Annotated in this window: 19 protein-coding genes; 5 read left to right on the plus strand and 14 right to left on the minus strand. The window is 54.2% G+C overall.

Annotated features, from left to right (window positions below):
- Positions 1-76: 76 nt before the first annotated feature.
- The 4 genes from EHN13_RS01635 to mgtA form a co-directional block, all read right to left on the minus strand.
- Positions 77-1,363, minus strand: a complete 1,287-nt coding sequence (locus EHN13_RS01635) for a TRAP transporter large permease (RefSeq protein WP_003839607.1) — start codon at positions 1,361-1,363, stop codon at positions 77-79.
- 30 nt (positions 1,364-1,393) lie between these two features.
- Positions 1,394-1,903, minus strand: coding sequence for a TRAP transporter small permease (locus tag EHN13_RS01640; RefSeq protein ID WP_048212838.1), 510 nt, complete (start codon positions 1,901-1,903; stop codon positions 1,394-1,396).
- A gap of 62 nt (positions 1,904-1,965) precedes the next feature.
- Complete coding sequence (locus EHN13_RS01645) at positions 1,966-2,943, minus strand: TRAP transporter substrate-binding protein (protein ID WP_124020776.1); 978 nt, start codon at positions 2,941-2,943, stop codon at positions 1,966-1,968.
- A 378-nt stretch (positions 2,944-3,321) separates the two neighbouring features.
- Entirely contained in the window at positions 3,322-6,030 is a 2,709-nt protein-coding gene (mgtA, locus tag EHN13_RS01650) for a magnesium-translocating P-type ATPase (RefSeq protein WP_048212840.1), read from the minus strand.
- Between the two features lie 417 nt (positions 6,031-6,447).
- Between mgtA and treR the strand changes: the two genes are divergently transcribed.
- The 5 genes from treR to nrdG all read left to right on the plus strand — a co-directional run bounded on the left by treR (position 6,448) and on the right by nrdG (position 13,791).
- Positions 6,448-7,395 carry a trehalose operon repressor TreR gene (gene treR / locus EHN13_RS01655; RefSeq protein ID WP_124020777.1) on the plus strand — a complete coding sequence of 316 codons (948 nt, stop codon included), beginning with the start codon at positions 6,448-6,450 and terminating at the stop codon, positions 7,393-7,395.
- A gap of 157 nt (positions 7,396-7,552) precedes the next feature.
- The gene (gene treB / locus EHN13_RS01660) at positions 7,553-8,971 is read left to right on the plus strand and encodes a PTS trehalose transporter subunit IIBC (protein ID WP_048212842.1); all 1,419 of its coding nucleotides are present in this window, start codon (positions 7,553-7,555) and stop codon (positions 8,969-8,971) included.
- Between the two features lie 49 nt (positions 8,972-9,020).
- The gene (gene treC, locus EHN13_RS01665) at positions 9,021-10,673 is read left to right on the plus strand and encodes an alpha,alpha-phosphotrehalase (RefSeq protein WP_124020778.1); all 1,653 of its coding nucleotides are present in this window, start codon (positions 9,021-9,023) and stop codon (positions 10,671-10,673) included.
- Between the two features lie 408 nt (positions 10,674-11,081).
- Complete coding sequence (nrdD, locus tag EHN13_RS01670; protein WP_048212844.1) at positions 11,082-13,220, plus strand: anaerobic ribonucleoside-triphosphate reductase; 2,139 nt, start codon at positions 11,082-11,084, stop codon at positions 13,218-13,220.
- 106 nt (positions 13,221-13,326) lie between these two features.
- Complete coding sequence (gene nrdG / locus EHN13_RS01675) at positions 13,327-13,791, plus strand: anaerobic ribonucleoside-triphosphate reductase-activating protein (protein WP_124020779.1); 465 nt, start codon at positions 13,327-13,329, stop codon at positions 13,789-13,791.
- 3 nt (positions 13,792-13,794) lie between these two features.
- Here the strand turns inward: nrdG and EHN13_RS01680 are convergent, their stop codons facing one another.
- The 10 genes from EHN13_RS01680 to EHN13_RS01725 all read right to left on the minus strand — a co-directional run bounded on the left by EHN13_RS01680 (position 13,795) and on the right by EHN13_RS01725 (position 21,474).
- Complete coding sequence (locus EHN13_RS01680) at positions 13,795-14,079, minus strand: type II toxin-antitoxin system RelE family toxin (protein ID WP_003839578.1); 285 nt, start codon at positions 14,077-14,079, stop codon at positions 13,795-13,797.
- Positions 14,069-14,311, minus strand: coding sequence for a type II toxin-antitoxin system RelB/DinJ family antitoxin (locus tag EHN13_RS01685; protein WP_003839576.1), 243 nt, complete (start codon positions 14,309-14,311; stop codon positions 14,069-14,071). The genes EHN13_RS01680 and EHN13_RS01685 overlap by 11 nt, the downstream gene beginning before the upstream one ends.
- Before the next feature lie 77 nt (positions 14,312-14,388).
- Positions 14,389-16,302, minus strand: a complete 1,914-nt coding sequence (locus tag EHN13_RS01690) for a BglG family transcription antiterminator (RefSeq protein ID WP_124020780.1) — start codon at positions 16,300-16,302, stop codon at positions 14,389-14,391.
- Positions 16,303-16,323: 21 nt separating this feature from the next.
- Positions 16,324-17,064, minus strand: a complete 741-nt coding sequence (dagF, locus tag EHN13_RS01695) for a 2-dehydro-3-deoxy-phosphogluconate aldolase (RefSeq protein ID WP_124020781.1) — start codon at positions 17,062-17,064, stop codon at positions 16,324-16,326.
- The gene (locus EHN13_RS01700) at positions 17,061-18,179 is read right to left on the minus strand and encodes a DgaE family pyridoxal phosphate-dependent ammonia lyase (RefSeq protein WP_101743297.1); all 1,119 of its coding nucleotides are present in this window, start codon (positions 18,177-18,179) and stop codon (positions 17,061-17,063) included. Before EHN13_RS01700 ends, dagF begins: the two co-directional genes overlap by 4 nt.
- Positions 18,163-19,296 (minus strand): amidohydrolase/deacetylase family metallohydrolase, encoded by a 1,134-nt coding sequence (locus EHN13_RS01705; RefSeq protein WP_101743296.1) that lies wholly within the window; start codon positions 19,294-19,296, stop codon positions 18,163-18,165. The genes EHN13_RS01700 and EHN13_RS01705 overlap by 17 nt, the downstream gene beginning before the upstream one ends.
- 58 nt (positions 19,297-19,354) lie before the next feature.
- Positions 19,355-19,999 carry a DUF4310 family protein gene (locus tag EHN13_RS01710; protein ID WP_003830379.1) on the minus strand — a complete coding sequence of 215 codons (645 nt, stop codon included), beginning with the start codon at positions 19,997-19,999 and terminating at the stop codon, positions 19,355-19,357.
- 11 nt (positions 20,000-20,010) lie between these two features.
- Positions 20,011-20,787, minus strand: a complete 777-nt coding sequence (locus tag EHN13_RS01715; RefSeq protein WP_005134210.1) for a DUF4311 domain-containing protein — start codon at positions 20,785-20,787, stop codon at positions 20,011-20,013.
- A 22-nt stretch (positions 20,788-20,809) separates the two neighbouring features.
- A complete protein-coding gene (locus tag EHN13_RS01720; RefSeq protein WP_038636649.1) occupies positions 20,810-21,109 on the minus strand; it encodes a DUF4312 family protein in 300 nt (99 codons plus the stop codon).
- A gap of 2 nt (positions 21,110-21,111) precedes the next feature.
- On the minus strand, positions 21,112-21,474 hold the full coding sequence (locus EHN13_RS01725) for an SFCGS family glycine-rich protein (protein ID WP_003830384.1): 363 nt from the start codon (positions 21,472-21,474) through the stop codon (positions 21,112-21,114).
- Positions 21,475-21,482 lie beyond the last annotated feature (8 nt).

A 21,482-nucleotide genomic window follows, 5' to 3' on the forward strand; every position in this document is an offset into this window, starting at 1 on the left:
CACAAAAAAAAAGGGGCATGGAAGCCCGGAATGAATTTTGGTAGGCCCGGTAAGCGTGAGCGCCACCGGGCATTTATCACATCACGCCAAACAATTTCGGCAGGAACAGTGAAATCGCCGGAATGTATGTCACGAGCATCAGCACCAGGAATAGCACGAGGTAGAACGGCAGCATCGCCTTTACCACCTGTTCTATTTTCTGCTTACTCACCGCACTGGCCACAAACAGCACCGACCCTACCGGTGGCGTAATAAGGCCGATCCCTAAGTTCACCAGCATGATCATGCCAAAATGGACTGGATCAATGCCGAGCGCGTTGGTCACTGGCAGCAGAACCGGCGTCAAAATCAGGATCAGCGGCGCCATATCCATCAGCGTACCGATCAGCAGCAGCATGATGTTAATGCACATCAGAATGACGTATTTGTTGTCCGAGATGCTGGTGAAAGCTTCAGTGATACGCATCGGCAACTGCATATAGGTCATAACGGCGCCGAACGCAGCGGCAAAGCCTATCAGGATCATGACGATCGTGACCGTTTTCACTGTGCGGAACATCAGCTTTGGCAGCTCAGACCATTTATAGTCACGATAGATAAACATGGTGACAAAGAAGGCCCAAAGGCAGGCAATCGCCGCAGACTCCGTCGCGGTAAAGATACCTGACAGGATACCGCCCATGATGATCACAACCGTCATCAGGCCCCACAGCGTATCGACGAAAATCTTCAGCGCCTGGCGAAACGGCACGCGTTCCCCTTTTGGGTAACCGCGTTTGTGCGCAAAAGCCACGCACATTACCATCAGACTGAAACTTAACAGCAGGCCCGGTAGGATCCCGGCGATAAACAGTGCAGCAATCGACACCGTTCCGCCTGTAGCCAGCGAGTAAATAACCGAGTTATGGCTGGGCGGCGTAAGAATCGCCTGCACCGAACCACTGGCCGTTACCGCCGCGGCAAAGTCGCGCGGATAACCTTTTTTATCCATTTCCGGGATCATTACCGAACCAATGGATGCGGTATCCGCTACAGACGATCCAGAAATAGCGCCAAAAAAGGTTGATGCCACAATGTTTACCAGCGACAACCCTCCGCGAATAAAGCCAACAAAAATATAGGCAAAGTTCACCAGCCGCCGCGCAATTCCCCCTTCGGCCATAATAGCCCCGGCCAGAATAAAGAACGGGATCGCCAGCAGCGAAAACTTATTCACCCCACTGGTCAGTTGGATCATCACCGCTTCCAGTGGGATATCAATGTACCAGGCCCCAATGATGGCGCTAATACCAACCGCGTACGCTACCGGTACCCCAATCGCCAGCATAATGCCGAGCGTAAAGACGAGAATAAATGCATCCATCTGCTTTCCTTTCTGAAATGGGGGCGGTAACTAGCTGGTCGAACCCAGCATGACAACGGGACGTTGGTACTGCGGACCACGGAAAATCTTTTCCGCGATAAACAGCAGCGTTATGGCAGAGCCAATCGGCAATGGGAGGTAGTTTTGCCCGGCGCTTAAAAGCGGGAATTCCGCCACGGGCTGGTCCCACAGTTCAAGACAGAGATTGGTTCCGTACCAGAGGATAAACAGGCTTATCGCCACCAGCATAACGTCTGCGATTATCGAGCAATAACGGCGGGAAGCATCACCCAGACGATCAGTCACCATGCTCACTGCGATATGCGAACCTGCGCGATAGCTCACCGCCGCACCAATAAAGGTGAATGTCACCATACAGAGAATGGCGACGGGCTCAGGCCATGACAGAGCGTTATTCAGAACATAACGCGCGAATATGCCAATAGGGATAATGGCGACCATGACTAATAATGCGATACCGGCAATCCACATTGATACCCGATAAAGAAAATCCATTACCGATGAATAGCATTCACCCATAATCATCACCTCGAATTAATCAAAAGATTCAGGCGGAGGGTTGATATCCTCCACCTGATGAATTACTTCACATCCTGAATCTGTTTGATCAAATCCTGGTGGTCTTTACCGTAATTATCCCGCACTGACTGCGTGGCTTTATAGAAATAGTCCGTATCAATATCGTGGAACTGAACGCCATTGGCTTTCATCGTCTCCAGCGATTTCGCATTATAATCCTGCCAAAGTTTGCGTTGCTCTACCTGGGCTTCTTTAGCGAGCTTAATAATGAGATCCTGGTCTTCTTTTTTCAACTTATCCCATTTAGCTTTCGAGAACAGAAAAAGCTCAGGAATAATAAAATGTTTGCTCCAGGTATAGTTTTTCACGACCGGCAAATAGTTATGCGCTACAAACGTTGGCGGATTATTCTCCGTACCATCAATAACGCCGGTCTGCATGCCGCTAAAGACTTCACTGACGCCCATGACAACGGAGTTAGCGCCCATCGCTTTTAAGGTATCCAGCGCTATCGGACTCCCTTGAACGCGGATTTTCATGCCGTGTAAATCTTCCGGTTTCACTACCGGATTTTTGGTGATCAGGTTGCGCGTTCCGGCATCCATCCAACCGAGGAACACCAGCCGCGATTTGGTGTTGGCCGTCAGGCGGTCGCCAATCTCCTGACCAATCATGCCGTCGAGAACCTTATGCAGATGGTCTTCATCACGGAAAATATATGGCAGGGTAAACACGTTAATTTCAGGGAGAATGGCGGCAACCGGCGTCATTGAAACGCGAATAATATCGATAGCGCCTAATTGCGCCTGTTCAATCATCTGTTTTTCGTCACCTAACACGCCACCGGGAAAGGTTTTAATCTCCAGACGACCGTCGGTGGCGGCACTCAGTTTTTCCCCCATATGTTTCACGGCAACAACGTTCGGGTAATCAGCCGGATGCACATCTGCGGCGCGAAAGGTTTGTGCCAGCGTTGCATGACTCGCCAGTAATACCGACGCGCCAATACACAGACTTAACAGGTTTTTTGTCAGTTTCATTTGTCCTTCTCCAGAAGTTCATAATATCCATTAACAGGAATAGCTTGCAGAGCAAATGACTGCCGGAATTAAAAATGGGCAGCGTGAAACTTTCTTAACGATGTTACCTGTGCAGACTAACTGGTGTAACAACTTATTTCGATGACTGTGTTCACAAAAAACCACAGATGCTCATTATTTTTAGCACACTGTTTCATTTTTGCAATGCAGATCGTTTTATTGATAAAAAAGCAACGCAAAGAAGGCAATTTGATACTAATTACCCGCGTGAGCATTTCAATAAAAATAAAACACCAATATTTCGAGGGAATATCTTTCGAATGAAAAAGAGAAATGCAGGATGGTATTAACGCCATCCTGCAGAAGAGAAGTTGAGGATTACTGCCAGCCGTAGCGGCGGCTATAAAAACCTTTCACAAGCTGGGTTAATGTCATGTAACCCGCCAGAATCGCAACCAGCCACGGGAAGTAGCTCAGCGGCAGCGCCTGCAATTGCAGATAGCTGGCCAGCGGTGAGAACGGCAACGCAATGCCCACCACCATTACCACCAGCGTCATCAGCATCAGCGGCCATGCGGCGCGGCTTTGGATGAACGGCACGCGACGGGTACGGATCATATGCACAATCAGCGTTTGCGACAGCAGACCCACCACAAACCAGCCAGACTGGAACAATGTCTGATGTTCAGGCGTATTGGCATGGAAGACGAACCACATCAGGCAGAAAGTCAGAATGTCAAAGATCGAGCTGATCGGTCCAAAGAAGATCATAAAGCGGCCCAACTCGGCGGGATTCCAGCGCTGCGGCTTTTTGATCTGCTCTTCGTCGACGTTATCAAACGGAATCGCCACCTGGGATACATCGTACAGCAGGTTCTGAATCAGTAAGTGCAGCGGCAACATCGGCAGGAACGGTAAAAAGGCGCTCGCCACCAGCACGCTAAACACATTACCGAAGTTAGAACTGGCCGTCATTTTAATGTACTTCAGCATGTTAGAAAAAGTACGGCGTCCTTCGATCACCCCTTCTTCCAGCACCATCAGGCTCTTTTCCAGCAGAATGATATCTGCCGCTTCACGGGCAATATCAACCGCACCATCAACGGAGATACCAATGTCCGCCGCGCGCAGCGCCGGGGCGTCGTTAATGCCATCGCCCATAAAGCCGACCACATGACCTTCACGCTTGAGCAGTGTGACAATGCGCTCTTTGTGCATTGGCGTCAGGCGGGCAAACAACGTGGTGCGCTGGGCAAGTCGGGCCAGCTCGTCGTCGCTTAACCCTTCAATGCTGCTGCCGATAACCACATCACCTGCATCCAGACCCACTTCATGACACACTTTCGCCGCAACCAGTTCGCTGTCACCGGTGAGAATTTTCACCGTAATACCGCTGGCTTTCAGCGCTTTCAGCGCCGGGGCGGTCGTTTCTTTCGGCGGATCGAGGAACGCGATATACCCTTCGAGGATCAGATCGGATTCATCAATACGCTGATAGTCCCCTTCACGCGCAGGCAGGTATTTGGTTGCCACCGCCACCACACGCAACCCCTGACGATTCAGCGTATCGGTAACGCGTTTCACCCGACGCAGCATGTTGTCATCTAACGGGACAATCTCACCGTTATGGCGCACCTGGGTGCAAACGCTGAGGATCTCCTGCAGCGCGCCTTTACATACCAGTTGGTGCACATCGGTTTCTTCAGCGACCACCACCGACATGCGGCGGCGTTCGAAATCAAACGGGATCTCATCGATTTTTTGCCAACGGGTAGAGAGCCGGCGGGCGGATTCTTCGTCCACGCCTTCCAGCACTGCCGTATCCAGCAGATTCTTCAGCCCGGTCTGATAGTGGCTGTTCAGCCACGCGGAATGCAGGACATGTTCGCTGGGCTTGCCGGAGATATCGGTATGATTCTCCAGCACTATTTTATCTTGTGTCAGCGTGCCGGTTTTATCGGTACACAGAATATCCATCGCGCCAAAGTTCTGGATAGCGTCGAGGTGTTTGACGATGACCTTCTGTTTTGACAGCTTCACCGCCCCACGCGCCAGCGTCGAGGTGACGATCATCGGCAGCATTTCTGGAGTAAGTCCCACCGCCACAGACAGGGCAAACAGCGCCGCTTCCCACCAGTCACCTTTGGTGTAGCCATTGATGATAAGCACGATGGGCGCCATCACCAGCATAAAGCGGATCAGCAGCATGCTGACGCGGCTGATCCCTTTCTGGAAGGCATTCTGCTCGCTTTCCTGCTCGCTGACGCGGCCCGCCAGTTGCCCGAACCAGGTATTGGCCCCGGTCGCAATCACGATGGCCTGCGCCGTGCCGCTCACCACATTGGTGCCCATAAAGCACAGGGTATCGCATTCCAGCGGGTTGCTTTGCTGCGGGTCGCGGCTGGTTGCAACTTTCTCCACCGGCAACGATTCGCCGGTCAGTGAAGCCTGGGCCACGAACAGATCGCGCGCCTGCACCACGCGCAGATCGGCTGGGATCATATCCCCTGCTGCCAGCTTAATAATATCGCCAGGCACCAACTGGTCGATCGGCAGTTCAACCCAGCCGTTCTCCCCTTTCTCGTTGATGACGCGCAGCACCGTAGCAGTGTTGCTGACCATCGCTTTCAACGCATCCGCCGCTTTGGTGGAACGCGCCTCCTGGACAAAATTCAGCAGCGTGGAGATGACAACCATCAAGGCGATAACGCCCGCGGCAAACAGATCCTCGGTGGCATAAGAAATGCCGCCTAAAATAGTCAGCAGAATATTAAACGGGTTGCGGTAGCAGACCCACAGGTGTACCCACCATGGCGACGGCTTCTGCGCCGGTAGCTGGTTCTCGCCATGTAACTCGCGAGCGTTTTCCACTTCTGCGGCGTTCAATCCTTCCGGGTGCGCGCCAAACGTTTTCCACAGCGCTTCTTCGTCCATCAGCGCCATTTTCAGGCAATGTTCGCTCAGCGAAGGCGGGATCGGCGTGCTAGCGACGGTCTGCGCATTGGGTAGCGGATCGCGATGCACCAGACGATGCGGTAAATGGCGGTTTAGCCGGGCAAACAGCTGGCGAGTAATATTTTTGAACATAGGCAGTCCCTCTGCACCAGTATAAGCGGGCGCAGTAAATCCTTCAGGCGTGGCAAAGCCTTGCCTGGTGGCAATTTTAAAATCACAACAGGGACGTCAGAACGTCACTGTCTTACAGCTCCGGTAAGACAGTGAAAACAGGCTTACCGGAGAGGGGGGGTTCTCCATTTAGGGAGAGGGGTGGGATCGGGATCCATATAGCCTCCGGTAAGTGAATGATAAGCGCTGCGGATTATACGCAGAAAACCATAAGGTTTGTGACAATTATGGCGGTATGATACAGCATGGAAACTAAACCAAACGTATACACATCGCCTGAAGGGTGAACGGTTTAAAGCAGACTTTCCCCATTGCACTCCACATGGGTAAAGTTACTCTCTTTGATATAACTGAAAAAGTGCGCAACGGGAAAACAGGATGCAAAATCGGCTGACTATTAAAGACATCGCCCGCTTAAGCGGTGTGGGGAAATCAACGGTTTCCCGTGTGCTCAACAACGAAAGCGGCGTTAGCGAACGCACCCGTGAACGTGTTGAAGCAGTGATGAATCAGCACGGTTTCTCCCCTTCCCGCTCCGCACGTGCCATGCGTGGGCAAAGCGACAAAGTCGTGGCGATTATCGTCACGCGTCTGGACTCACTTTCGGAAAATCTCGCCGTGCAGACCATGCTACCCGCCTTTTATGAGCAGGGTTATGATCCGATTATGATGGAAAGCCAGTTCTCACCTGAACTGGTAGAAGAACATCTGGGAATGCTCAAACGTCGCAACATTGATGGCGTCGTGTTGTTTGGTTTTACCGGCGTAACGGAAACCATGCTCACCTCCTGGCAGGACTCTCTGGTTCTGCTGGCCAGGGATGCCAAAGGCTTTGCCTCCGTCTGTTATGACGACGAAGGCGCCATTCATACCCTGATGCAGCGTCTGTACGATCGCGAACATCGTCATATCAGTTTCCTTGGCGTCCCCCATAGCGACGTGACCACCGGTAAGCGCCGTCATGAGGCCTACCTGACCTTCTGCAAGAAACATAAGCTGCATCCTGTCGCTGCTCTGCCTGGTCTGGCCATGAAACAGGGCTATGAGCATGCCGCCGATGTCATTACGCCGGAAACAACTGCGTTAGTCTGTGCGACGGACACGCTTGCCCTTGGCGTCAGCAAATATCTGCAGGAACAGCGAATCGACAACCTGCAACTGGCAAGCGTCGGTAATACGCCGCTGATGAAATTCCTCCATCCGGAAATCATCACTGTCGATCCCGGCTACGCTGAAGCCGGACGGCAAGCGGCCTCGCAGCTGATCGAACAGATCAACGGCCGTAGCGAACCACGACAAATCGTTATTCCCGCCACCCTCTCCTGATTGCTTTCTGAGCACTAATTTGTGATCTTCACTGCGTTTCGGGAACGTTCCCATTTTTAAATATTCACCGACGATATACTCTGGCACCAACAACGAGACAGCTGCCGGATGACGTCGCAAAAGCGTCTAATCCGACCTACGGGGAACACACGTCATCATGAGCAAAGTAAAACAAGCGGATATCGACCGGCTGATTGAGCTGGTAGGCGGGCGCGACAATATCGCCACGGTGAGTCACTGCATTACGCGCCTGCGTTTTGTGTTGAATCAACCCGCGAATGCCAGACCCAAAGAGATCGAACAGCTACCGATGGTCAAAGGCTGCTTCACCAACGCCGGGCAGTTTCAGGTAGTGATTGGCACCGAGGTGGGCGATTACTACAAAGCGCTGCTGGCGACAACCGGACAGGCCAGTGCCGACAAAGAGCAGGCGAAAAAAGCGGCGCGGCAGAATATGAAATGGCACGAACAGCTGATTTCTCATTTTGCGGAGATCTTCTTCCCGTTGCTGCCCGCGCTAATTAGCGGCGGTTTGATCTTAGGTTTCCGTAACGTGATCGGCGATCTACCGATGAGCAACGGCCAGACGCTGGCGCAGATGCATCCTTCGCTGAAAACCCTTTACGACTTCCTGTGGCTGATTGGCGAGGCGATCTTCTTCTATCTGCCGGTCGGGATCTGCTGGTCGGCAGTGAAAAAAATGGGCGGTACGCCGATCCTCGGTATTGTGCTGGGCGTAACCCTGGTTTCACCGCAACTGATGAACGCCTATTTGCTCGGTCAGCAGGTGCCGGAGGTGTGGAACTTCGGTCTGTTCAGCATTGAGAAAGTGGGCTACCAGGCACAGGTTATTCCGGCGTTACTGGCCGGGCTGGCGCTCGGGTTTATTGAAACGCGCATGAAACGCATCGTGCCGGATTATCTGTATCTGGTGATCGTCCCGGTGTGCTCGCTGATCCTTGCGGTATTCCTTGCGCACGCCTTTATCGGTCCGTTTGGCCGCATGATCGGCGATGGTGTCGCGTTTGCGGTCCGTCATCTGCTGACCGGTAGTTTTGCCCCGATCGGCGCGGCGTTGTTCGGCTTCCTGTACGCCCCGCTGGTGATCACCGGCGTGCATCAGACTACGCTTGCCATCGACATGCAGATGATTCAGAGCATGGGCGGCACGCCGGTATGGCCGCTGATCGCGCTGTCGAATATCGCTCAGGCCTCTGCGGTGGTGGGCATCATTATCTCCAGTCGCAAACACAACGAACGTGAAATCTCAGTCCCTGCAGCCATCTCCGCGTATCTCGGGGTCACTGAACCGGCAATGTACGGCATCAACCTGAAATACCGCTTCCCGATGCTGTGCGCGATGATCGGCTCCGGTCTCGCCGGACTGCTGTGCGGCCTGAACGGAGTGCTGGCAAACGGGATTGGCGTCGGCGGTTTGCCGGGCATCCTCTCCATCCAGCCGACCTACTGGCAGGTATTTGGCATGGCGATGGTCATTGCGATTGTTATCCCAATGATACTGACCTCATTTGTTTACCAGCGTAAATACCGTCTGGGCACATTACAAATTATCTAACTTTTCTTCGGGGCGCAGTTGCGCCCCAGCGTATTTCCAGGAAACAACCATGACTATTCCACACTGGTGGCAAAACGGCGTTATCTATCAGGTTTACCCCAAGAGTTTTCAGGACACCACCGGCAGCGGCACCGGCGATTTACGCGGCGTGACCCAGCGTCTCGACTATCTGCAAAAGCTGGGTGTCGATGCCATCTGGCTGACGCCGTTCTATATTTCGCCGCAGGTTGATAACGGCTACGACGTCGCGGATTACCTGTCTGTCGATCCGGCCTACGGTACGCTGGAAGATTTTGACGAACTGGTGGCGCAGGCGAAAGCGCGCGGTATCCGTATTATTCTCGATATGGTGTTTAACCACACCTCAACCCAGCATGCGTGGTTTCGTGAGGCGCTGGATAAAGACAGCCCGTATCGCCAGTTTTATCTCTGGCGTGACGGTACGCCAGGCAGTACACCGAACAACTGGCGTTCCAAATTTGGCGGCAGCGCCTGGGGCTGGCACGCCGCAAGCGAGCAGTATTATCTGCACCTCTTTGCTCCTGAACAGGCAGACCTGAACTGGGAGAACCCGGCGGTACGCGCCGAGCTGAAAAAAGTGTGCGAATTCTGGGCCGATCGCGGCGTGGACGGGTTACGACTCGATGTGGTGAATCTTATCTCTAAAGATCAGAGCTTCCCGAACGATCCCGACGGCGATGGACGCCGTTTTTATACCGATGGCCCGCGCGCGCATGCGTTTTTACGCGAGATGAACCGCGACGTCTTCACGCCACGCGGCCTGATGACTGTGGGAGAAATGTCATCCACTACGCTGGAAAACTGCCAGCAGTACGCCGCACTCGATGGCAGCGAACTGTCGATGACCTTTAACTTTCACCACCTGAAAGTGGATTACCCCAACGGTGAGAAGTGGACGTTAGCCAAACCCGACTATGTGGCGCTGAAAACCCTGTTCCGCCACTGGCAGCAGGGCATGCACAATCAGGCCTGGAACGCGTTGTTCTGGTGTAACCACGATCAGCCGCGCATCGTGTCGCGTTTTGGCGATGAAGGTAAATACCGCATTCCGTCGGCCAAAATGCTGGCGATGGTGCTGCACGGTATGCAGGGCACGCCCTATATCTACCAGGGGGAAGAGATCGGCATGACTAACCCGCACTTCAGCCAGATTACCGATTATCGCGATGTGGAAAGCCATAACATGTTTGCCGAACTGAACGGTCAGGGGCGAGATGCCGACGAACTGCTGGCGATCCTCGCCAGTAAATCCCGCGATAACAGCCGCACGCCGATGCAGTGGGATGCCAGCCAACACGCGGGCTTCACCGAAGGCGAGCCGTGGATCAATCTGTGTGACAACGCGGCGGAGATCAACGTGGCGGCAGCGCTGAACGATACCGACTCGGTGTTCTATGCCTATCAGAGGCTGATCGCACTGCGCAAAACGGAGCCGGTTATCACCTGGGGCGACTATCAGGATCTGTTACCGGACAGCCCGCACATATGGTGCTATCAGCGCGAGTGGCAAGGGCAGCGACTGCTGGTCATTGCCAATCTGAGCGATACCTTCCAACGCTGGCAGCCGCCCCATACCGGGGGAAACTGGCAGGTGCTGATGCACAACTATGCCGAGGTCGCCAGCCAACCCGCAGACATGACGCTACGTCCTTTCGAAGCCGTCTGGTGGGTGCAAAAATAGCTTGCAATTGGTTTTGAGCCCGGTACGTATAGCGCTATCGGGCTTCAATGCTGACACTGCATTTACCTTCCTGTTTTTGTTGAATAATTAATCAGATTTTTCTTGCCACAATTTACAATCGCTGTACTGCCCGTCATCTGTACGCTCCGATTTTTACTTTGCGCTACATCAAATAAATCGTAAACATCCTTGATGCAAATCACTACATATAGAACTTAAAATGCACGCCGACCCAATATGTTGTATTAATCGACTACAATTGCTACAACTACAGTGCACCGCTTTACGGTGGAATTGTGGATAAAGTGGGTCAGGATTGCGGGAAGTCATTGGCAATAGAGATGAATAAAGCCATGGCCGCTTCCCCAACCTCTGTGGATAACCTGTTCTTATAAATATGGAGTGATCATGACACCGCATGTGATGAAACGAGATGGCTGTAAAGTGCCGTTTAAATCAGAGCGCATCAAAGAAGCCATTCTGCGTGCAGCTAAAGCAGCGGGAGTCGATGACGCAGATTACTGTGCCACCGTCGCAGAAGTCGTTAGTAGCCAGATGAATGAGCGCAGCCAGGTCGATATCAACGAGATCCAGACAGCGGTAGAAAACCAACTGATGTCTGGTCCGTACAAACAACTCGCCCGTGCGTACATCGAATATCGCCACGACCGTGATATACAGCGTGAAAAGCGTGGCCGTCTGAACCAGGAAATTCGTGGTCTGGTTGAGCAAACCAACTCTGCTCTGCTGAACGAAAACGCCAACAAAGACAGCAAAGTGATCCCGACCCAGCGTGACCTGCTGGCCGGTATCGTCGCCAAACACTATGCGCGTCAGCACCTGCTGCCGCGTGATGTCGTCCAGGCGCACGAGCGTGGTGATATTCACTATCACGATCTCGACTACTCTCCGTTCTTCCCAATGTTTAACTGCATGCTGATCGACCTGAAAGGCATGCTGACGCAGGGCTTTAAGATGGGTAACGCGGAGATTGAGCCGCCAAAATCCATCTCCACCGCGACGGCCGTCACCGCGCAAATTATCGCGCAGGTTGCCAGCCATATTTATGGCGGTACCACCATTAACCGTATTGACGAAGTTCTCGCACCATTCGTGACCGAGAGCTTTAACAAGCATCGCAAAACCGCTGAAGAGTGGCAGATCCCGGATGCCGACGGTTATGCGCATTCCCGTACCGAGAAAGAGTGCTACGACGCATTCCAGTCCCTCGAGTATGAAGTGAATACCCTGCATACCGCTAACGGTCAGACGCCGTTCGTCACCTTCGGTTTTGGCCTGGGAACCAGCTGGGAATCACGTTTGATCCAGCAGTCCATTCTGCGTAACCGCATTGCGGGACTGGGTAAAAATCGTAAAACCGCCGTCTTCCCGAAACTGGTGTTCGCCATTCGCGACGGCCTGAACCACAAGTTTGGCGATCCGAACTACGACATCAAACAGCTGGCGCTGGAGTGCGCAAGCAAGCGTATGTATCCGGACATCCTGAACTACGATCAGGTAGTGAAAGTCACCGGTTCGTTCAAAACGCCGATGGGCTGCCGTAGTTTCCTCGGTGTCTGGGAAAACGAGAACGGCGAACAGGTTCACGACGGGCGTAACAACCTCGGCGTTATCAGCCTCAACCTGCCGCGTATCGCGCTGGAAGCGCACGGTGATGAAGCCACCTTCTGGAAACTGCTCGACGATCGCCTGGTGCTGGCGCGTAAAGCGCTGATGACCCGCATTGCGCGTCTGGAAGGTGTGAAAGCCCGCGTTGCGCCAATCCTGTATATGGAAGGCGCCTGCGGCGTGCGTCTGAAAGCGGACGATGATGTGTCTGAAATCTTTAAAAATGGTCGCGCATCCATCTCTCTGGGTTACATCGGCATTCATGAAACCATTAACGCGCTGTTTGGTGACAAACATCTGTACGACAGCGAGGAGCTGCGCGCCAAGGGTATCGCCATTGTGGAACGTCTGCGTCAGGCGGTCGACCAGTGGAAAGACGAGACCGGCTACGGCTTCAGCCTGTACAGCACGCCGAGCGAAAACCTGTGCGACCGTTTCTGCCGTCTTGATACCGCCGAGTTTGGTGTGGTGCCAGGCGTGACCGACAAAGGTTACTACACCAACAGCTTCCACCTCGACGTGGAGAAAAAGGTTAACCCGTACGACAAAATCGATTTCGAAGCGCCGTACCCGCCGCTGGCAAGCGGAGGCTTCATTTGCTACGGCGAATACCCGAATATTCAGCACAACCTGAAAGCGCTGGAAGACGTGTGGGATTACAGCTACCAGCACGTGCCGTATTACGGGACCAACACGCCAATTGATGAATGCTACGAGTGCGGCTTTACCGGTGAGTTCGAATGCACCAGCAAAGGCTTCACCTGCCCGAAATGTGGTAACCACGACGCCGCGCGCGTGTCGGTCACCCGCCGCGTCTGCGGTTATTTAGGCAGCCCGGACGCCCGTCCGTTTAACGCCGGTAAGCAGGAAGAAGTGAAGCGCCGCGTTAAGCATTTAGGTAACGGGCAGATAGGTTAATCCGCTGTTACGTTAATGCCCGGTGGCGCTGCGCTTACCGGGCCTACGAACCGCACTCTTATTGTAGGCCGGGTAAGCGCAGCGCCACCCGGCATGGTTACAAGCTATGAACTTTCACCAATACTACCCCGTCGACATCGTTAACGGCCCCGGCACCCGCTGCACGCTGTTTGTGTCCGGGTGCGTGCATGAATGTCCCGGTTGCTATAACAAAAGCACCTGGCGGCTCAATTCCGGCAAGCCATTTACCAAAGAGATGGAAGACAAGATCATTGCCGATCTGAACGATACGCGAATCAGGCGTCAGGGGATCTCGCTCTCCGGTGGCGATCCGCTACATCCGCAAAACGTGCCGGAAATCCTGCAACTAGTGCAGCGCGTTCGCGCTGAGTGCCCCGGCAAAGATATCTGGGTGTGGACCGGCTACAAGCTCGATGAACTCAACGCCGCGCAAATGCAGGTGGTCGATCTCATCAACGTACTGGTCGATGGCAAATACGTGCAGGATCTTAAAGACCCGGCGCTGATCTGGCGCGGCAGCAGCAACCAGGTCGTACATCATTTGCGTTGATCGCTAAAGCCGTTTGTTTGCATCGAGATAAACGGCCGAATGTTCTCGCTTGCCGACCGCGACAACAAACACGGTCACAACCTCATCCCGAACCTGGTACACCAGACGATAGCCGGACGATTTAAGCTTAATTTTATAGCAATCTGGAAGACCGTTTAAACGGGCAGAGTCAATTCTGGGGTTCAACAACACGTCGGCCAACTTCTTCTTAAACTGAGCCTTCACCGTATCACCCAGTTTATGCCACTCTTTTAAGGCTCTCGGGTCGAATTCCAGTTCATAAGTCATCCAGACTAACCTTGATTCCTTTTTGCGGGCTGGCCAGCCTCTCCCGGACTGTCTGAATCAGTGTATCTTCGCTGTCGCTAACGGTGACGGTTTTCACTGGCATGCGCCCCGTTTCCGCGACGTACTGAAACAGTAATCGCACAGCTTCCGTTGGAGTAATGTTCAGTTTTTCCAGCACGGCATAAGCCTCATTTTTGAGTTTGTCATCCAGACGGACGTTCAGCGTGGCCATTATGCCTCCAGTAGAATCGAATGCGTAATGCAGTTTAGCATTACATACGCATTACATCGAATTCTGGATAACGCCTCTCAAAAACGACTGACACACTCCATGGCGACGGTTTTGAACTCGGTGAAATTCCGGCATGCGCAGAGCCGCGTCATGGCGCGTTCACGCAGGAAGGTGACGAAAATATCGTAGATCGCCATCGCTTCTTCGTACTCGCTTTTACTAATGGCGAGCAGGAAGATCACGTGCGCCGTTTCATCACCCCATGCAATGCCCTGCGGTGCGAGGATAGTGTAAACCACCGTTTTCTTTGCCAGCAGACCGAGGGCGTGCGGCAGCGCGATGCCATCACCCAGCATAGTGCTGACGATGGCCTCACGTTCAACCACCGAATCAAGAAACTCCGCGTCGACAAAGCCTTCATCCTGCAACTGATGGCATAACGTTTTGAACAGCGTCTGCTGATCCATGGTGCCGTCGATCACGCGAAAATGGGCGGCATCGAAAAATTTATTCAGCATCCACGGGCGGGTTCTGTCCACCAGCACCAGCTTGCCAATTTGCTCCAGTTGATAATCGGTCGGAAACGGCGCAATCATCGCCACGGGCTTATCTTTTTCACCGATCCGCGCGGTAGAGATAACAAAATCTTCGCTAATGCTTTCCCGCTGTTCGTAGTCGCGCAACGTGACGGTATCGACGATTTCAATCTGCGGATACTTACGCGCCAGCACCGCTTCAATCATCCGCGCCATCGCATTTCCAGCATCGCATACCAGCAGAACTTTCGGTTGCCTCTGGTAACCGATGTTGTAACTACGTTCCAGCCCCACGCCAATATGCAGGACCAGAAAGCCAATCTCATTTTCACTGATGGTATACGGCGTATATTTCCCCCATCCCGAGACGGCGGCCAGCGTCATATCCCATGCCATCGGGTAGTGCTGTTTAATATTTTCCAGCAACGGATTAGGGATCATTATCTGGTAACGCACCCGGGTGATCATCGTCTTAATATGCGTCAGCAGGTCAGCATGCAACTGTTTGTCATTCAACAGGTTGTAGTTGTACTGGGTGTTGATAAAACGCAGGATGTAATTAACCAGCGCTTCGTCATCATCCGCATTGATGGCGCTGGGGGCGATCTCTTGAACCTGACGGGCGGCGATGTGCACCTGTAGCCAATTCTCTTCGAAAACAGAAAGCGGTTTGTCTGCCAGCCGGTGCAGAACCGCCGCAATCTCACGCGCGGCCAGGCACACCGCCTGTTCAGTTTCTTCAGCGGCAAACTCCGGCAATGGATACCCTTCACTAATCCGCCGTACCGCCACCGCGCAGTACAAGCGTAAAAACAGCTCGCCCTCGTCGGTCAAACGAATATGAAAACGGGCAAAAATGTCCTGTAAAACAGGCTGTAGCTGCTCAGGGATCCCGGCATTCAGCGCCTCCTGCATCACTAACGGGTGCTGCGGATCCTGCTGTGCCAGCGTCCACAACAGATCGGTCAAACAGGCGCGGATCGCCATCTCGCTGCCAAACAATTTCATGCCGTGACGGGGGCGCGTTTCCAGCGTCAGACGATAACGTTGCAAGTGTTCACGGACTTCGGCCATATCGTTTTGCAGCGTCGCACGACTGATAAACCATTCATCAGCTAAATCTTCCAGCTTTAGCGAGAAAGCCGATGTCAGAAAACGCACCACCAGCCAGTGTACCCTCTCCTGGCTGGTTCGCGGGATGCGCAGCAACGTTTCAGGCTGCTGCGTTTGCAGAGAGTGATAACTTGCCGGGTCGTCAATTTTGAGCTGATAACCGCTGCCCCGGCTGAGGACAAACTGCGCGCCGTACTGATTAAGCAGCGCGTTTAGCGCAGTGATATCCGCCCGTACGGTGCGTGTAGAAACCGACAACCGCTGCGCCAGCTCATCCTGTGGAAGCGCTTCGTTTTGCAACATATCAAACAGCTGTGCTAAACGTTGGTTGGGGAATCGCACGTCAGTCTCCTCATCTGTCAGTTAGCCTATGCAAGCCCGGGTCATCGCCATCAGCTGGCGCACGTCGTCCGGGCGGGTGTTACCACTCACCTTATCAATAATCGAACTATAGATGTGAGGAATGATTTTGCTCACTCCGGCATCCAGGGCGATCTGCAGGATTTCAGTAAAATTATCCAGATCGATACCCCCGGTAGGCTCCAGCCAGAAGTCATGCCGGGCACAGGCCTGCGCGACGGCGATGTACTCGTCACGACATTTCAGGCCGCCCATCGGGAAGTATTTAATCGAGCTACCGCCCATGTCTTTGAGCAGCGCAATCGCGGTTTCTACCGGCACAATACCGTCCGGCGTCTGGCTGCTCAGCGGACCGGTGGAGATTTTCACCCTGCCCGGCATGCCGGTTGGCGAGACCAGACCGTTGACTACCGTCTCCTGCTGGCCCAACAGCGCCCGACTGGTCGCCACGCCGGTAAAGACCTGATTAACATGCTGCGGCTGTACCTGACGGGAGATCTCACTGACCATCGCCGACTGATTTGGATCGCCCGCCCCCAACCCCACTGAAAGCGCATTGTCGATAAGCGCTGCGTATTCACGCATATCCGCGACCGCGCTTGCGACATCCGGGTAATTTTTTGACAACACGCCGACCAGCACGTGTCCTTCCGCCGCCGCGTAAATATCCCGCGCATTTTCTTTGGAGCCTGCCAGCACGTTCAGGCAGACGCGGTCACGATAAAAGTTAGGGGTCAGTTTCATGCGTTTTTCTCCTGCGAAATCACTTCACCAATTCGACGGGCCACAATTTCCAGCTGCGCGCGATCCACGCTGCGCACATCGGCTTCGATAATGCCTTCGTTGGCTTTGTACCCACGGAAGTAAATCGCGTACTCGCCGTGTTTCAGGGCTTCAACCAGTTCGCCCGTGGCGATACCGGTTACCGCTTCGTCAAACTTAATTTCCGTACGGGCGATGTCGCGCCCTGCGCTGTCCCACACCACGCGGGCGCTCACGCCGTGCAGCTGGTTCAACGCATCAATGAACGGCGTCATTTTCTCGACCATCTCCGCGCCGCTCTCTTTCTGCGCGTTCAGATACAGTTCGATAGCGCAGGTCAGGCCAAGAATCCCCTCTTTGCCCACCTTCATCGCCCGGCCGATCCCCGCCGTCTGGCGTTTCACCCACTCAACATACTGGGTTTTGCCAATCACCAGTCCACTGGTTGGCCCTTCAATCGCCTTTGCGCCGCTATAAATCACCAGGTCCGCACCAAGGCGGTAGTAGCACTGCAAATCTTCTTCCGCCGCGGCGTCCACAATCAGCGGCAGGTTATGCGTGCGCGCCACCACCGCGGCCTGCTCCACGCTGAGCATGCTTTTCTGTACGCAGTGGTGAGATTTGATATACAGAATCGCCGCCGTGCGCGGTGTAATGGCTGCCGCCAGCTGTGCCGCGGAACATTCATTGGCATAGCCCGCTTCCACCAGCTTGCCGCCGCCGAGCGCCACCATAGTGCCTACCGGTGCGCCAAAGTTGACGTTGTGGCCTCTGGGCAGCACGATTTCGTTGTTCTCTATGGGCGTAACGTGCAGATTCTCCAGCAGCCAGTCGCTGTCTTTCACCAGCACCGCAGCCACCGACTGGGCGATTCCAGCCGATGCGCAGGAGACGACGGTCGCCCCTTCCACTTCCAGCAATTTCGCGATGTAGTCGCCGGTTTTATTGACCAGATCTTTCATTTCGAAGTACTGATTCATCCCCGCCATCGCAGCCTCAACCACTTCTGGTCGCGGCGTGGAAACGCCGAGCGCCGTCATGCGGCCTGATGTGTTAATTACCTGTTTTAAATTGTATTTCTCAAAAATCGAAGGCATGTTCCGCGCTCCCTTGTTCGGTCATATAGCCCTTGCCCGCACGTATTGCGGCAAGCGGCACCAGCATTTGTTCAGCCTGCAGGCTGTCGTTTTCAGCATCTACCAGCACGGTTGGCTGGCGCTTAAGCGTAAAGAGGGTTAAATCGGCATCCAGACCAGGCTGCAGTCGCCCTTTCTGTTTCAGGCGCAGGCCGTCAGCGGCATTGGCGGTCACGCACTCAATGACCTGTGGGAGCGACATCCCCATGGCGAGAAATTTCGACATCACATTCGCCAGGGAAAACACCGGGCCGCTGATACGGTTGCGGCAATAAATATCGGAGCTGATGGTGTGCGGCAAAATGCCGAGACCGATAGCGCGTTTCGCTACCGCAAAGCTCAGGCTGGCAGTACCGTGACCCACGTCCAGACGCACGCCGCGTTGCAGCGCCCGCGTGACAGATGCGCGCAGCTCTCCCTGCGGTGTCAGAATACGGTTCGGTTTACCGTTGTAGCAGTGGGTAATAATATCGCCTGCGCTCAGGCGCTCGGCGATCTCATCGAGATTCGGCGGGTTGTTGCCGATGTGCACCATCAGCGGCAGGTCGCCGTTCTCTGTTTGCATCGCTTTGGCACGATCCAGCGGGGTGATGCCGTTAACACCTACCACGCTGCTGCTCATGCGTGCCTTCAGGCCGACGATAAAATCAGGGTGGCGTTTCACCGCCTGGCGCACCGCATCGGCGTCAATGTTGGCCATATTAGCCAGTTCATTCTGGGCGATAAGCCCAACGCGGGAGATATTCAGCAGCGCATACACTTCAGTCGCTGCTTCCTGGGTCAGGGTGTAAAAATCGTCGATATCATCCGCCCCGGTACTGCCCGCATCCACGACCGTGGTGACGCCAGTCGCAATACCGACGCTGTCCGGCTGGTCGTGATAAATCGGGGATTTGGGATAACAGTGAACGTGGGAATCAATCCAGCCTGCGCTGACGTAGCACTCGCCGCCGAGCTCAATAGTTTTCAGCGCCGGACCATCAACGTTGCCTAATGCCGCAATTTTGCCATCTTTCAGCGCAATATCGCTCACCGTATCGTCAACGAGGCGCGCACCGCGCAGGAGTAAATCAAACATCGCTCTCTCCTATGCCGGATGGCGGCGTAACCGCCTTATCCGGCCTGCAAATCAACAGTTAGCTAATGGCAATCGGGAAGATGGACCCGAGGATCATTGCCCCAAGGATCGCCCCGCCGGTAATCGGTTTTTGCCACAGATAAAACAGCAGCGCACCCGCCAGAGAACCGATTCCGATAGGAATAGAAGCCGTCATCGCGCTGAGGATAATCAACGGTCCGAGGAAGCGGCCGGAGGCGTTACCGGCCCCCATCATGACGTCCGCACCGTAGGTTGAATCGCTCTGGTTGATGGTGAACTTACGCGCCAGAATGATGATGTAGCCAATCGCCAGACCAATCACCAGACCAGTGACCAGCGAGGCGGCAAAGTTGGCGACCGGGAAGATAATGCCCGCGCCCAGCAGCAGCGCCGGAACACCTAACCCAACCCCGGTCTGAATCGCCCCGCCGATATCCAGAATACCCACCAGCGAACCTTCAATGATGCGGGCAAACAGGAAACTTGCGCCAAATGCCGCCACCGCCCCGTAGGAGCCGGTATCCATTCCCGCCTTCAGCATCGCCACAAAAGCCACTTCGTTAAATGCGCCAATACCGTACAGGTAGTACATATGCGTTCCGGCAAATACGCCGGATGAGAGCAGGCCCACAAAGATCGGGAACGACCAGTCAGCGAACCAAAAACCTTTATTCTGTTCCATGATGACCTCCGTTATTTGCCGCTGAGCGAGTTGTGGATAAGTTCGAGCCAGTTAGGCACGGTCAGATGGAAGGATTCGATCATCTTCATATCGAAACCGCGGAAGAAGCCGCTCAGGACAAACAGCGCGACGATAGCTACCATCATCACTTTCGTGACGTGGTTCCAGCCGCTTTCTTCAACACCTTTGCCGATCAGAATGCCGAGCACCAGTCCCGGAACGGCGTTGCCCATGATCAGCTGCGCCGCGCCGCCAAAAACGGTGGCCCAGAAGCCGGATTTCTTACCGGCGTCGATCGCCGCCAGCCAGAAGATCACCGGCATCACGGTATTAACCAGCAGGTTAGCCGCAGGCACCAGCACCTTGACGGCGGTAACCTGCAGCGCTTCCGGTACGGATGACGCGGTGAGGTTCAGGAAGGTCACGACAATCATCCCGATAACGCCACAGGCAATCGCCATGCGTTTGGGATCGTGTAGCGTTTCACCAACGTTGCGGTTTTTAACCATCAGCGCGGCGGCACCCCAGTTGGGAATGATGCGATGGTCGACATCCTGCGTGAACGCCCCCGCCGCAACGGAAGAAGCCCAGGCGTTAAAGAAGAAGCCCAGGCCGAACGAGAAGTGAGAAGCCGGATCCCCTTCGCAGGAATTCAGTTCTCCCAGAGTACGAAACGCGCCCATCCCTTGAGTGGTAGGCGCATGAAACATGCGTGCAGCCCCAGCGCCGACACCGACGCCAACCAGGCCACCAATGATGAGCGATTTTATTAATATTATCAGGAACATATTTATGCCTTTTAATAAAGAATCAGCGTTGCGTAACGAAATCCACCTTGTCGAGATTGATGGCAGTCACGTTGACGGTCACATCCAGCTCCACGCTGAAGGTGCGTCTTTCCCGGCGCAGAAAGAGGAATAAAAACGCCTCTTTGCGCACCGTTTCACGCGCTTGAACAACCTGCACATCCTGTGGCTCAATACGCAGTAAGATATGCGGCGACGCTTTCATCACCGCAGCCTGAACGTGGTTCAGGGCATCGGCAAAGGCGCGCGCTTTGGCCTCGCCCTTGCCAGTGACTCTCACCGTGGTAGTGAATTGCTCTTTCATACTTAAGCGCCGTGTTTCTTTTGCCAGGCCTGCACCAGGCGTTCACCGAGCTCTTCTTTATCCATAAAACCGAATCCCAGCACGTTGCAACCTTCGTTGATGGCCGTTACGCCTTCATCAACCGAGCGCATGCCATATTTCGCCTTGTAGCCGTATTTGGTCTGTGCGGTAATCGCCCCTGCCCCGCCACTGCCGCAAAACGAGATACCAAAGGTGGCGTTTTCCGCTTTCATTACGTCACCCAGCTTCATGTCAGCCGCCACGCCCGGTACCACAACCGCACGGCCACCCGCTTTCTCAACGCCTGCCGCCACTTTCTGGCCTTTACCCAGACGATCGCCAATCACTACGGTAATCTGTTCCATCTTTTGCT

The organism is Citrobacter youngae, assembly GCF_003818115.1.
Lineage (GTDB): Bacteria > Pseudomonadota > Gammaproteobacteria > Enterobacterales > Enterobacteriaceae > Citrobacter > Citrobacter youngae.

Coding starts and splice junctions, on each gene's coding strand:
- EHN13_RS01715 (WP_005134210.1), bottom strand. CDS start 20,787: ATGTTCCTGATAATATTAATAAAATCGCTCATCATTGGTGGCCTGGTT.
- treB (WP_048212842.1), top strand. CDS start 7,553: ATGAGCAAAGTAAAACAAGCGGATATCGACCGGCTGATTGAGCTGGTA.
- EHN13_RS01635 (WP_003839607.1), bottom strand. CDS start 1,363: ATGGATGCATTTATTCTCGTCTTTACGCTCGGCATTATGCTGGCGATT.
- EHN13_RS01725 (WP_003830384.1), bottom strand. CDS start 21,474: ATGGAACAGATTACCGTAGTGATTGGCGATCGTCTGGGTAAAGGCCAG.
- nrdD (WP_048212844.1), top strand. CDS start 11,082: ATGACACCGCATGTGATGAAACGAGATGGCTGTAAAGTGCCGTTTAAA.
- EHN13_RS01640 (WP_048212838.1), bottom strand. CDS start 1,903: ATGGGTGAATGCTATTCATCGGTAATGGATTTTCTTTATCGGGTATCA.
- EHN13_RS01720 (WP_038636649.1), bottom strand. CDS start 21,109: ATGAAAGAGCAATTCACTACCACGGTGAGAGTCACTGGCAAGGGCGAG.
- EHN13_RS01705 (WP_101743296.1), bottom strand. CDS start 19,296: ATGTTTGATTTACTCCTGCGCGGTGCGCGCCTCGTTGACGATACGGTG.
- EHN13_RS01680 (WP_003839578.1), bottom strand. CDS start 14,079: ATGACTTATGAACTGGAATTCGACCCGAGAGCCTTAAAAGAGTGGCAT.
- EHN13_RS01645 (WP_124020776.1), bottom strand. CDS start 2,943: ATGAAACTGACAAAAAACCTGTTAAGTCTGTGTATTGGCGCGTCGGTA.
- treR (WP_124020777.1), top strand. CDS start 6,448: ATGCAAAATCGGCTGACTATTAAAGACATCGCCCGCTTAAGCGGTGTG.
- nrdG (WP_124020779.1), top strand. CDS start 13,327: ATGAACTTTCACCAATACTACCCCGTCGACATCGTTAACGGCCCCGGC.
- EHN13_RS01710 (WP_003830379.1), bottom strand. CDS start 19,999: ATGGAACAGAATAAAGGTTTTTGGTTCGCTGACTGGTCGTTCCCGATC.
- dagF (WP_124020781.1), bottom strand. CDS start 17,064: ATGAAACTGACCCCTAACTTTTATCGTGACCGCGTCTGCCTGAACGTG.
- EHN13_RS01685 (WP_003839576.1), bottom strand. CDS start 14,311: ATGGCCACGCTGAACGTCCGTCTGGATGACAAACTCAAAAATGAGGCT.
- EHN13_RS01700 (WP_101743297.1), bottom strand. CDS start 18,179: ATGCCTTCGATTTTTGAGAAATACAATTTAAAACAGGTAATTAACACA.
- treC (WP_124020778.1), top strand. CDS start 9,021: ATGACTATTCCACACTGGTGGCAAAACGGCGTTATCTATCAGGTTTAC.
- mgtA (WP_048212840.1), bottom strand. CDS start 6,030: ATGTTCAAAAATATTACTCGCCAGCTGTTTGCCCGGCTAAACCGCCAT.